Here is a 14173-nt window from a genome sequence, read left to right as displayed (position 1 = left end):
GGCGTTTCTTGTGTACGAACATGATGCAAAGATAGCTTGCGCCACCCAAAAATCCAAATACAAAGTGTCACTTTATTGATTTTTAATGATTTACGGCCGTTAACGGCTATTAACGTGGAAAACAGGACGAACGCAGCCCTTGCGGTTTCTTCTCAATGGCATAGGCAATCGCCAACATACCGCCCCACGACTGACCAAGGAGATGAAAGTCGGTGATGTGGAGAGTATCCAGCAAGCACGAGAGCTCCTCCATCCATGTGCCGAGTGTCCACAGTTCGGGATGTCCCTCGACATAGCTTTCGCCACAACCGATCTGATCATAGAAGACAATCTGTCGATGGGTCAGCTCAGCCAAAGGATCCAACACCTCGAAATAGTTATGTGTGGAACCCGGTCCGCCATGCAAAAGCACCAGAGGCGCGCGATCTGTCTTCTCTCCTACGACACGATAGAAAGTCTTAAAGCCCTTGAAGGGCATGTAACCTGTCTCAATCTTCATTTTACCTATTTGTTATTATTGATCACATGTAACTTTGCCTGTCTCTACGCTTTCTCTCCCTGAACATGTGTTTCAGAGAAATAGTGATTCCTCAACGGTTTGACAACCGGGTTGCCGATGAGTTTCAGAGGATGCTGCAAACGGATGTCCTGCGACGACGCACCCACTTTGAGCATGAAGTTGCCGGGGGCTATATTCCATTGTCTCTGTTTCTGATGACTGTAGTAGCCGAGTTGCTCGGTATATACCTTTATCGTCACGGTTTTGGTCTCACCCGCTTTCAGTGACACTCTTGCAAAGCCCTGTAGCTGTATCGGGCGAACAGGCAGGTTGCTGTCTACCGGAGACAGATAGAGTTGGGCGATCTCGTCACCGTCACGCTTCCCTGTGTTGGTCACACGGAAACGTAGCGTGAAGCTCTCGTCGTCGGTCTTCACATGGTCATCCATTTCCAAACTGCTGTAAGCGAAGCTGGTATAGCTCTGCCCGTAGCCGAAAGGCCACTCCACTCTACTGTCCTGCACTGTGGAACGGTTGTAACAGATCGGCACGCTGAGCTCCTCCTTAGGATAGCTGACCGAGAGTTTCGCCGACGGAGAAATCTTGCCATAGAGGATGTCAGCCACAGCATGTCCGCCTTCCTCTCCGGGATACCATGCCTGCAAGATGGCGGCGCAACGGTCAGCCAGCCGCGAGATGACCTGCGCGCGGCCTCCAAAGAGCACGAGTATCACTGGCTTCCCCGTCGCCAGCAACTGCTCCACATACTGTTCCTGCTTTCCCGGCAGGCTCAATCCTCGACGGTCGCGGTTCTCGCCACTGAGCATCACATTCTCGCCCATAGCCGCGATGATGACGTCGGCCGAGCGAGCCATGCGCAGAGCCTCGGCACTGTCGGCTTTCTCACCGGCATCTACCTTGCGATGCAACATTTTATAGTCCCAAGCCCGCTCGTCGCCGCCATGGCTGAGCTTGGTTTCTATCTCCTCCGTCCAGTCACAGCCGCGGGAATACGACAGCACGATGCCTTCTGGATGCCGTTGCTGCATACCTTCCCACAGACCTATCACGTGGGGATGGTCGAGATCTTTATCATTCATCTTCCAGAAATAGGTCATCGAGGGGAAAGAGTAATCGCCACACATTGCCCACATGCTGTTGGCGTTAGGTCCGGTGACAAAGACCCGCTGCTTGCCGATTAGCGGAAGCACGCCGTCGTTTTTCAGCAACACCACAGATTGTGCGGCAATGTCGTATGCCGTCTGTCGCTCTTCGGGACTGTCGAGCACTATTTTCTCGTTACTATATAAATAAGGTGTACTTGAGAGCAGTCCTGCCCGCGCTTTATACCTCAGCACGTCTTTCACGGCTCGTTCGAAAGCCTGTGGTTTGACAAGTCCCCGATCGAGTCCTTCCTGCAGATGTTGGTAGTTGGCACCATAAGGGAAGTCTACATCATTGCCGGCATTGATGGCCGCCGCTGCTTTCTCTGTAGGGGTATCGAGTCCAGGTATCTGGTCGATGGCTGTATAGTCGCTCACCACCATGCCGTCGAAGCCGAGATAGCCCCGCAGTATGTCGGTGAGTATCTCGTGATTGGCCACGCAGTTGGTACCATGGACAGCATGATAGCCGGGCATGAGGGCTTTGCTGCCTGCCAGGCGTATCATCGTCTCATGAGGCAGGAGTATCTCTTCCATCAGCTCTTTCTCCTCGGCGTCGCCTCCACCACCGTAACCAAGGTAGTGTTTCGAGCAGGCACCGACACCTTTGTCCAGTCCGCCATGCTGTAGTCCACGCACAAAGGCTGTACCCATAACGGCCGAAAGGTAGCCGTCCTCACCATAGGACTCTTCCAATCGGTTGAAACTCGGTGTACGGCATACGTCGACCATAGGGGAAAGGGAGAGCACACCGCCCATCTTGCGCAGCGCGATACCGGTCTGCAGAGTTTTCTTTTCTGCAAGCTCAGGATTGAACGAACAGGCTTGCCCAATCTGTTGGGGATAGATCGTGGCGCCCTTGGTATTGATTCCCGAAAGCACTTCCTCATGAAAAAGTGCGGGAATGCCATGTGGCGTGTGGTGCATCAACCAGTCCTGGACGGCGGCAACGCGGTCACGCAGTACATTGGGATCCAACGGAGCCTGGCTGGCATATTGCGAGAAATGGCCAATGCCGTCGGGAATCAGCTTGCGGCACTTGTTGGTGTCAAGATGTCCCTCCGCATCGAAGAGCTCATCCATATAGGTACTGCGCAGCTGTGCGATGCGCTCCTTCTGAGACATCTTCTCATAGAGAGCATCCACCTGTTGGTCTACGGTCAATTGATGCTTGCAACTTGTCATAGCAAATAGAGTCATTAAGAAGAGAATGGTTTTTCTCATAAACATAGTAATATGAAGGTCTACATCACTTGGAGAAATCTCCTTTAGGCTGAACGTTGTTGCAAAGATAGATAAAATTATAGAATTATAAGCCGGTTAAAACGAGAAAATTAATAGCCCACCCTTCTGTATGCTGATTAATAGAAATTATTAATGCTCAAACCTCTAAAATTTAGGCTTATGAAATCAGTATGTGGCCTTGCCATCCACAAAGATAGTGTTTATCTTTGTATTTTGAACAAAAACCGAGAACATATTAAGAAGGTATTACACAACGTCCTTTCGGATAACTTCAAGCTGTCAAACCCGCACCTACAAGAAATGAAGCTCCAGCTGACACTCCAGAACCAGCAATTGCCAATGTCCAACAACCATCACAAGCAATATTAGCTGCCACTAACATATATTGCCTTTTCTTATTTTTAGCATAAGTTCCAACCCATCCAAAGAAAGCAGGATCATTTGAGATAGGCTAATTTTGGACGACAACAGTAGATAAGCAAAACAGCATTACCAGGGAAAGATTCTTTAAACGTTTCATTTCTAACTTCTTTTTAATTATTAAGTAAACAATATATAATGACTTCAATAATTGATAATAAAACACATACCAAAAACGCCATTAAGAAAGATTTTGTAGAATAAGCTACAAACACAACAATAGCAGACATCATACTTAGCATAATAAACATGATTGACACACGTTTACCCTCAACCGGTAGGTGTAATGGCCTCAAAAAACTTTTTAGACATTTCATAAAATTCGACTTATTTTTTTGCAAATATAGGATTAATATTTATAAATTGCAATATTAATGCTGTATAAACAATCCTTTTTTAATCTTTTTAGGTTAATCATTTACAGATATTATCATATTTGGCTTTTAAGCTTTACTTTTTAAATACCCAATAACAAAATACAAAGGGCAATTAAAGCGCACTGGCTATTTCCCGCGGCCCGGATATTCGCAATTTTCTCTGGTTACAGATCTGTAATTGGTTAACCTGCATTATTCATGAACATTAACTCTGCCCTATTAAGACTATTAAGACATTGAATGATCAAGAATTGACCACGAATTATTCATCAATTATTATATTTATGAGAAAATCGTGGATAATTCGTGGATATTCGTGTGAATAATAATCTCCATGAAGGTACTTCTTCTACATACTCATAGAGCGTCATTCCCTCGGTTGGTGTTTATTGTTCGATATTCTGACAAAAAACCGGCCACGAGAAGACGATTCTCGCCAGCAAACTGGTCTCTCGTCTGATTTTCGCGATTTTCAGCGTTTTCCACAAACGCCTAAAAATCAACAACATACGATTTTAGTGATTTTTACCTTTATGTCAAAAAGGTACTTTGACGAAAAATTCTCTAGAGAATTTTCGATCAAACAACCGAGATGACCGCATCATCTCACCGTTTTGTGCGTGTCATTCCACCGTTTTAACCCGATCAACGCACTGTTTTCTCACAGACAGAGCCGTTTTTTGAGGTTTTCACTGTGGTTTTCGCCGATTTTAGCTTCGGGTTTCGCTCTATTTCATCCAACAATCGTGACATGATTTTGTAAAGTTTTTAATAATACTTATACAAGCTGCAACACATAAGAGTACCGTCATTTTCTAACTGTATGAGCCCAGCAACCGAGATTGTCAATGTTACAGAAACATAAAAAACAAGAGATTCTTGCATATATGGAGCCAAACACTTATCTTTGCACATGACTAAAAACAAAATACTAAAGACAAATCATGAAACACAATTTGCTGTTCGCTCTTACTGCCTCCATGCTGATGACGACATCTACAAAAGGCTTGGCGCAGGAGCTAATCTATCCCCATCATTTCAATCTTAGCCAGGTCACGTTGCTCGACAGTCCCATGAAACAGGCCATGGATCTCAACATCCGGGTACTCCTCGACTACGATGCCGACCGGCTGCTCACGCCGTTCGTCCGACAAGCCGGGCTCACCACCGGACGCTATACCAATTGGTTGCAACTTCATCCCAACTTCAAAAACTGGGGCGGCAACGGCTTTGACCTCTCAGGACACGTAGGCGGGCACTATCTCTCTGCCCTCGCCATGGCCTACGCTGCTTGTCAGGACAAGCAGACACGCGCCTTGCTCAAGTCCCGACTCGACTATATGCTCAGTGTCCTAAAAGACTGTCAGGACGTCTACCAACACGACAAGACGGGTATGAAAGGCTTTCTCGGCGGGCAACCGATCAACGAGGTGTGGCGAGAACTCTATCAGGGCAACGCCAAAGCTTTCGACCCCGTTCGCGGATGGGTGCCGTTCTACTGCGAGCATAAGGTGATGGCAGGGCTGCGCGATGCCTATCTCTACACTGGCAACAAGACCGCCAAAGAGATGTACCGCAAGATGGCCGACTGGACCGTAGCACTCATCAGACATCTCAGCACCGAACAGATGCAGAGCATACTCAACACCGAGCAGGGAGGTATGAATGAAGTCCTCGCCGATGCCTACACGATCTTCGGCAACAAAAAATACCTCGAAGCTGCCAAGGCGTTCTCACACCAAAAGATGGTCGACGGTATGCAGACGCTCAACACTACGTTTCTCGACAACCGGCACGCCAACACGCAGGTACCGAAATACATCGGTTTCGAGCGCATTGCAGAGATGAGTCCCGCCGACAAGCGCTATGCCAAGGCAGCCCAAAACTTCTGGGACGACGTAGCAAATTACCGCACGACATGTATCGGCGGCAACAGCGTCGAAGAGCACTTCCTCTCAAAAGCCAACAGCAACCGCTATATTGACAGAGCCGACGGGCCTGAGAGCTGCAACTCCAACAACATGCTGAAACTCTCGGAAATACTCGCCGACCGCACCCACGACGCCCGCTACGCCGACTTCTACGAATATACCACTCTCAACCATATCCTCTCCACGCAAGACCCGAAGACGGGCGGATATGTCTATTTCACCACGCTGCGCCCACAAGGATACCGCATCTATTCCCAAGTAAACAAAGGCATGTGGTGCTGCGTCGGTACGGGCATGGAAAACCATAGTAAGTACGGGCAGTTTGTCTACACCCACGATGCCGACTCTGTGCTCTACGTCAATCTCTTCACGCCAAGTCATCTCTCCGACCGCCGCTTCGACTTGACACAGACGACTTCTTATCCTTATAGCCAGCAGACCACGCTGACGATCAACCGCGACGGCAAATTCACTCTGGCCATCCGACATCCTTGGTGGACCACTACTGACTTCCGTATCACCGTCAATGGCGAGCCGCAAACGCTCAAGACAACCGTCGGGCAGGCTTCCTACGTCAAGCTACACCGACAGTGGAAAGCCGGCGACAAGGTGGAAGTAGATCTGCCCATGCAGATGCGTGTGGTAACCTGTCCCAACCTCCCGGACTATGTCGCCTTTGAGTATGGTCCCGTCTTGCTTGCCGCCAAGACTACAGCCTGCGACAAGGCTGACGCTGACGCAACAGGATTGAGCTACGAAAAATTGAAAAACGAATATGCCGGGGAAGGACGTATGGACCACGCACCCGGTGCTGTGGGCAAGAGTCTGCCGCTCACCACGGCGCCTCTGCTCATCGGCAACCGCAGTGAGGTGCTCTCTCGTGTAGGCAAAGGAAAGCCGTCCACTCTTTGCTTTCCACTGGATGTGAGCCGTCCGGGCGTGACGGGCTATCACTGGACCCGTCTCATGTTGCAGCCGTTTGCTACGATCCACCACGCCCGCTATATGTGCTACTGGTATCAGCAGACTCCCGAGGGCTATGCCCATAGCGACATGGCAGAGACAGAGCGCAAAGCAGAAGCTCTCGCCAAGCGCACCATCGACTTTGTCTCTCCGGGTGAACAGCAAAACGAGGCGGGACACGAATACAACTATTCCACCGACTCGCATGCCGGATCGTTCCGTGACGAGACCTATCGCGATGCCCAGAGAGGCGGACACGTGCAGTACACGCTCTTCAACGCACCTGAAAACACTGACAGCCTTGCCATCCGCTGTCGCTTCACTACAGCCGACAAGGGTCGTCAGACCACGCTGACCGTCAACGGTGTGACGATTGCCAACATCGTCATTCCGGAAAAAACTGAAGGCGAGACCAATGGCTTCTTCGATGTCGAATATCCTCTGCCCGCCAGCCTCCTTCGTAACAAACAAGGAAAGGCTACCGCCAAGTTCGTCGTCAGACTGTCTGCCGACGGCACCACACCAAACCCTGGCTGGTATGGTCTGAGACTGGTCAGAACAAATAAATAGCTAAGATTCAGAAGGGAACAAATCGTGAATCAGAAGGCATTTTTTGATATTTCTCTCTGATGCACGATTGATTGCATGATAAGTGAACAGCAGAAAAGGATCTTTTTTGTAATTTTGTGGAAGACAATCCTAATAACAATTCTTCTATGAAGTTACAACAAAAGATTCTTTTTTTCATGCTCGCACTGGCTATGATGCTGATTCCCGGATCCAGCCAGGCGGCGAACCGCAGTGGTGATTTCACAGTGGGAAAAGGCACCTTTCTCCTCAACAACAAGCCGTTTGTGGTCAAAGCTGCCGAAGTGCATTATCCACGCATTCCCCGCCCCTACTGGGAGCAACGCATCAAGATGTGCAAGGCTTTAGGCATGAACACGCTCTGCCTCTATGTGTTTTGGAACATCCATGAGCCACAGCAGGATCATTTCAACTTTTCTGGCAACAACGACGTGGCCGCCTTCTGCCGTTTGGCACAGAAACACGGCATGTACGTCATCGTGCGCCCGGGACCCTATGTGTGCGCTGAATGGGAGATGGGCGGACTGCCCTGGTGGCTGTTGAAGAAGAAAGACATACGGCTACGCGAGCAGGACCCGTTCTTCATGCAGCGTGTAAAGATCTTCGAGAAGAAGGTGGCTGAACAACTCGCCCCACTGACCATACAGCACGGAGGGCCGATTATCATGGTGCAGGTTGAAAACGAGTATGGCAGCTACGGCGAAGACAAACCCTACATCCGAGCCATCCGAGATCTGCTTAAAGACAATTGGTATACCAAGGACAAGCAAGGCAATAGCGTTGGTCCTGTACTCTTCCAGTGCGACTGGTCAAGCAACTTCACCAAGAATGGACTCGATGACTTGGTGTGGACGATGAACTTCGGCACAGGTGCCAACATCGACCAGCAGTTCAAACGACTCGGCGAACTGCGCCCCGACGCGCCGAAGATGTGCTCGGAGTTCTGGAGCGGATGGTTTGACAAGTGGGGAGCCCGACACGAGACACGTCCTGCCAAAGACATGGTGGACGGTATTGACGAGATGCTCTCCAAAGGCATCTCCTTCTCTCTATATATGACGCACGGAGGAACAAGCTTCGGACACTGGGCTGGAGCCAACAGCCCGGGCTTCGCACCCGACGTGACATCCTACGACTACGACGCACCGATCAACGAATACGGGCAAGCCACACCGAAGTTCTACGAACTGCGCCGCACTATGGAGAAATACAACGGTGGCAAAGCACTGCCCTCTGTTCCCAAGCCTGCGGCTCCGCTGGTAAGCTTCCCCAAGGTGAAGCTCTCTGCCCGCATCCCTCTCTGCCAGTTCATCACACGCTCGGTGAAGAGCCACGACACGCAAACCTTCGAGGAAATGGACATGGGATGGGGATCTGCCTTCTACTCCACTACCCTGCCCGAAATCAATCAACCAAGCCGCCTCACCATCAGCGATGCCCACGACTACGCGCAGGTGTTCATCAACGGGGAGTTTGTAGGGAAGATCGACCGCGTGAAAAACGAGAAGAGCATCGTGTTGCCTCCGGTGAAGAAAGGTTCCAAACTCGACATCCTCGTAGAGGCGATGGGACGTATCAACTTCGGACGCGCCATCAAGGACTACAAGGGCATCACGGGCGACGTGACCATCGCCACAACTGACGGACAGCACGACATCACCTACAACCTCAAGGACTGGACCATCGGCCTCGTTCCCGACGATGTGGACACACTGGCCACACAATCCCGCAAGCCGTATGCAGAACTGCGCTCCCACCTCAATGTACGCAACGGTGACAAGGAGCCAAGCGTTTTCCTTGGCTCGTTCAATCTGAGTAAGGTGGGCGATACCTTTATCAATATGGAGAACTTCGGCAAAGGACAGGTTTATGTCAACGGACATGCCTTGGGCCGTTTCTGGCGCATCGGCCCTCAGCAGACACTCTACTGCCCAGGTTGCTGGCTGAGGAAAGGCAAGAACAGCATCATGGTGCTCGACGTGGCAGGTACCGCAAACCCCGTCCTTTGGGGACAAGCCAAGCCGGAACTCGACAAACTGCAACTGGAGAAGACCAACCTGCACAACAACATCGGTGACAAGCCTGACCTGAATAGCCGCACACCGGCCTTCAGCGGTGCACTACAGCCTGGCAACGGCTGGCAGACCATCCGCTTCGAGAAACCGCAACAGGGCCGCTACATGGCCATCCTCATCAGCAGCAATCAGAGCGGCAAAGACCTCTCGGCTATCGCTGAACTCTATCTCCAGGATACCCAAGGTCATCGTATCAGCCGAGAGTCTTGGACGACGAAATACGCTGACTCAGAAGATGCCGCCAACGGCAACCATACAGGTGACAAGGCTTTCGACCTGCAAGAGTCTACTTATTGGCAAACAATTCCAGACACGGACCTTCCTCATCTGCTCGTCATTGACCTCGGCTCCGCACAGACCGTCTCCGCGATGGAATATCTGCCGCGCGCCGAACAAGGTGCTCCCGGCAGCATCAAGGAGTGCAAGGTGTACGTTTACTAATGGTTAACCATCAGTTGCCTCTGATACAATAGTAGCAAGCAAGAAAAAAACAACAAAAAGGCCGTGAACCCACAACGGGTTCACGGCCTTTTTTATTGATAGACTGTGTGAATGATTAATTCTCTGGAGTCACCTTGTCGGCATAATCGAGCACATTCTTGCGATTAGCTTCCATGCGCTCATATTCTTCCTTTGAGCCTACGATGATCTTATCCCACTGACGCATACCGGTACCGGCAGGAATCAGGTGACCGCAGATCACGTTCTCCTTCATGCCCTCGAGGTAATCGACCTTGCCGCGGATAGCAGCCTCGTTGAGCACCTTGGTGGTCTCCTGGAAAGAGGCGGCACTCATGAAGCTCTTCGTACCCAAAGCGGCGCGGGTGATACCCTGCAGCACCTGAGTAGACGTAGCAGGCACAGCGTCACGGACAGTGACGGTCTTCAGGTCACGACGCTTCAGGCTGGAGTTCTCATCACGCAACTTGCGTACGGTGACGATCTGACCCTTATGCAGATTCTCTGAGTCGCCCTCGTCGATGACTACCTTCTTACCCCAGATGCGGTCGTTCTCGTCAGCGAAGTCAAGCTTGTCGACAAGATCCTGCTCGAGGAATGTGGTGTCGCCCGGATCATCGATACGTACCTTGCGCATCATCTGACGGACGATGATCTCGAAGTGCTTGTCGTTGATCTTCACACCCTGGAGACGGTAGACGTTCTGCACCTCATTGACGATGTACTCCTGCACAGCGGTGGGACCCTTGATGGCAAGAATGTCGCCCGGGGTGATCTCACCGTCGGAAAGTGCCGTACCGGCACGCACAGCATCGTGCTCCTGTACCAGGATCTGACGAGACAGTGGTACGAGGTATTTGCGCTGGTCGCCTGTCTTGGAGGTGATGATGATCTCCTGGTTACCACGCTTCAGCTTACCCATAGTCACCTCACCGTCGATCTCAGAGACCACAGCAGGGTTCGTCGGGTTACGAGCCTCGAAGAGCTCTGTGACACGGGGCAGACCACCAGTGATACCACCGGCGTTGAACACGGCACGAGGGATGCGCACCAGTGTGGTACCGGTCTCAATAACCTGACCATCCTCGATGTTGGCGATATGTCCGCCCACAGGGAAGTTGTAGGTTCCGAGTACCTGTCCATTCTCGTCCACGACATGTACCGTAGGAATGACGTTGTGGTCCTTGGACTCAGTGATGATACGCTCGGTCATACCGGAGGTCTCATCGGTCTCAGTCTTGAAGGTAGCTCCCTCAATGACATTGTCGAACTGCAACTTACCGGCATACTCACTGACGATCACGGCATTGAACGGATCCCACTTGCAGACCACGTCACCCTTCTTCACTAAGTCACCATCCTTGAAGAACAGCGAGCTACCATAAGGAACGGTCAGCGTTGCCATGTTGATATCAGTATTCGGGTCAACGAACTGCACCTCAGCCAAACGGCTTACCACCATCTGACACTCGACAGGATTGCTTTCGTCGCTCTTGTCAACGAATGGTACGGTACGCAAGCCCTCAAACTTGAGCTTAGCATCATACTTAGAGGTGATGGATGCGTTGGCGGCAGCGTTCTCAGCGATACCACCGGAGTGGAAGGTACGAAGCGTCAGCTGTGTACCCGGCTCACCGATAGCCTGTGCGGCGATGACGCCGACAGCCTCACCAAGCTGAACCATCTTGGAAGTAGCCAAGTTGCGGCCGTAGCACTTGCGGCAGACGCCCTTCTTGCTCTCACAGGTCAGCACCGAACGGATCTCTACCATCTCGATACCGGCATCCTCAACAGCCTGTGCCTTGGCCTCTGTGATCTCCTCACCGGCCTTGACAATGATCTCACTGGTATGAGGATTGATGACATCGTGAACGGAGACACGTCCCAAAATACGCTCAGCAAGCGTGGAGACGACCTCGTCGCCCTCTTTCAGGGCACGGCACTCCAGACCACGCAGCGTACCGCAGTCGTCCTCGGTGATGATAACATCGTGCGACACGTCGACAAGTCGACGCGTCAGGTATCCGGCATCGGCCGTCTTCATAGCCGTGTCGGCAAGACCCTTACGGGCACCGTGTGAGGCAATGAAGTATTCCTGCACGGACATTCCTTCCTTCAAGTTGTTCAGAATAGGGTTCTCAATGATGGAGTTACCCTCAGCACCGGCTTTCTGCGGCTTGGCCATCAGACCACGCATACCAGCGAGCTGAGCAATCTGGTCTGCAGAACCACGGGCTCCGGAATCCAGCATCATAAACACAGCGTTGAAGCCCTGGTCTGCCTCGGTCATATGCTTCATCACAGCCTTCTTCAGGTCGTTGTTGACGTGTGTCCAGGCATTGATGACCTCATTATAGCGCTCCTTATCTGTGATCAGACCCATATCGAAGTTGGCCTTGACCTCATCGACCTCGTCCTGACCACGCTTGACGATCTCTGCTTTCTCCTCCGGCACGATGATGTCGTCGAGATTGAAGGAAAGACCGGCAAGGTAAGACATACGATAACCGAGGTTCTTCACACCATCGAGGAACGTGCAAGCACGGTCCATACCTACGTGTTTGATTACGTCGGCGATAAGTTTACGCAGTGTCTTCTTTGAGATGATACCGTTGAAGAATCCAATCTCCTTCGGGATGATCTCGTTGACGATGATACGTCCCACAGTGGTCTCCACGATATGACGGATAGGATTGCCCTTCTCATCGATGTCGTCAACGAGGCACTTCACCTGTGCATGCTCGTCGACACGCTTCTCGTTGAGTGCAATGATAGCCTCTTCAGGACCATAGAAGGTCTGACCCTCACCCTTGGCACCCGGACGGATCTTGGTGATATAGTAAAGACCAAGCACCATATCCTGCGACGGCACGGTGACAGGAGCACCATTGGCTGGGTTGAGGATATTGTGACTCTGGAGCATCAGAATCTGAGCTTCCAATACGGCCTCATTGCTCAGCGGCAAGTGAACAGCCATCTGGTCACCATCGAAGTCGGCGTTGAACGGTGTACAAGCCAACGGGTGGAGCTGGATTTCCTTTCCCTCGATCATCTTTGGCTGGAATGCCATCACAGACAGACGGTGAAGCGTAGGAGCACGGTTCAGAAGCACAGGGTGACCTTTCATCACGTTTTCAAGAATATCCCAAATCACCGGCTCACGGCGGTCCACGATCTTCTTGGCACTCTTGACCGTCTTCACGATGCCACGCTCGATGAGCTTGCGGATGATAAACGGCTTGTAGAGCTCGGCTGCCATCAACTTCGGCAGACCGCACTCACCCATCTTCAACTCTGGACCGACGACGATCACTGAACGGGCTGAATAGTCGACACGTTTACCGAGCAGGTTCTGACGGAAGCGGCCCTGCTTACCTTTCAGAGAGTCAGAGAGAGACTTCAACGGACGGTTGCTCTCGCTCTTCACGGCACTGGCCTTACGACTGTTGTCGAAGAGAGAGTCGACAGCTTCCTGGAGCATACGCTTCTCGTTACGGAGAATCACCTCAGGAGCCTTGATCTCGATGAGTCGTTTCAGACGGTTGTTACGGATAATGACACGACGATAGAGGTCGTTGAGATCCGATGTGGCAAAACGACCACCATCCAAAGGCACCAATGGACGCAGCTCTGGCGGGATGACCGGAATGATCTTCATGATCATCCACTCGGGTTTGTTGACATCCTTGGAACTACGGAAAGCCTCTACGACCTGCAGGCGCTTCAAGGCCTCGGTCTTACGCATCTGGCTGGAGTCACTGTTGGCACGGTCGCGAAGTTCATAGCTAAGTTTGTCAAGGTCGATCTGCTTGAGCAAGTCGAGGATAGCCTCGGCACCCATCTTTGCAATGAACTTCGAAGGATCAGCATCGTCAAGCATGTCGTTGTTCTCCGGAATCTTGTTGTCAACGATGTCGAGATACTCTTCCTCTGACAACAGATCGAGTTTATGAGAACCATTGAGATCCTCTACGCCCTCTGCGTCCTTCTGTCCTTCGAGGATACCGGGCTGGATGACGATATACTTCTCGTAGTAGATCACCTGATCGAGCTTTTTGGTAGGCAGTCCGAGCAAGTAACCGATCTTGTTTGGCAGAGAGCGGAAGTACCAGATATGAGCAACAGGAACAACGAGCTCGATATGTCCAGCACGCTCACGACGTACCTTTTTCTCCGTAACCTCAACACCACAACGGTCACAGACGATACCTTTGTAACGGATGCGCTTGTACTTACCGCAGGCGCACTCATAGTCTTTCGTCGGACCGAAAATTCTCTCACAGAACAAGCCGTCGCGCTCTGGCTTGTAGGTGCGGTAGTTGATGGTCTCGGGCTTGGTCACCTCACCATAGGAGTTCTCCTTGATTGTCTCAGGAGAGGCCAGGCTAATGGTAATCTTGGTAAAATTATTCTTTACCTTTGTATCTTTTTTGAAAGCCATACTTCTAACTTT

General features: G+C 51.2%; 5 protein-coding genes. 2 read left to right on the top strand and 3 right to left on the bottom strand.

Annotated features, from left to right (window positions below; translation table 11 throughout):
• Positions 1 to 109: 109 nt before the first annotated feature.
• Both FYJ73_RS10280 and FYJ73_RS10275 read right to left on the bottom strand, forming a co-directional pair.
• Positions 110 to 499, bottom strand: a complete 390-nt coding sequence (locus FYJ73_RS10280; RefSeq protein WP_154534627.1) for an alpha/beta fold hydrolase — start codon at positions 497 to 499, stop codon at positions 110 to 112.
• 44 nt (positions 500 to 543) lie between these two features.
• Positions 544 to 2847 (bottom strand): glycoside hydrolase family 3 C-terminal domain-containing protein, encoded by a 2304-nt coding sequence (locus FYJ73_RS10275; RefSeq protein WP_235899318.1) that lies wholly within the window; start codon positions 2845 to 2847, stop codon positions 544 to 546.
• A 1801-nt stretch (positions 2848 to 4648) separates the two neighbouring features.
• Here FYJ73_RS10275 and FYJ73_RS10270 point away from each other — a divergent pair.
• Together FYJ73_RS10270 and FYJ73_RS10265 are read left to right on the top strand one after the other, a co-directional pair.
• Positions 4649 to 7168, top strand: a complete 2520-nt coding sequence (locus FYJ73_RS10270) for a beta-L-arabinofuranosidase domain-containing protein (RefSeq protein WP_154534625.1) — start codon at positions 4649 to 4651, stop codon at positions 7166 to 7168.
• Positions 7169 to 7314: 146 nt separating this feature from the next.
• A complete protein-coding gene (locus tag FYJ73_RS10265) occupies positions 7315 to 9702 on the top strand; it encodes a beta-galactosidase (protein WP_154534624.1) in 2388 nt (795 codons plus the stop codon).
• Between the two features lie 115 nt (positions 9703 to 9817).
• Here FYJ73_RS10265 and rpoC read toward each other — a convergent pair whose 3' ends face one another.
• Positions 9818 to 14161, bottom strand: coding sequence for a DNA-directed RNA polymerase subunit beta' (rpoC, locus tag FYJ73_RS10260; protein WP_154534623.1), 4344 nt, complete (start codon positions 14159 to 14161; stop codon positions 9818 to 9820).
• Between the last annotated feature and the right edge of the window lie 12 nt (positions 14162 to 14173).

The organism is Hallella mizrahii (assembly GCF_009695775.1).
Classification (GTDB): Bacteria; Bacteroidota; Bacteroidia; order Bacteroidales; family Bacteroidaceae; genus Prevotella; species Prevotella mizrahii.
The sequence above is the reverse complement of the archived record's forward strand: the minus strand, read 5'-3'. Positions and strand labels throughout refer to the sequence as shown.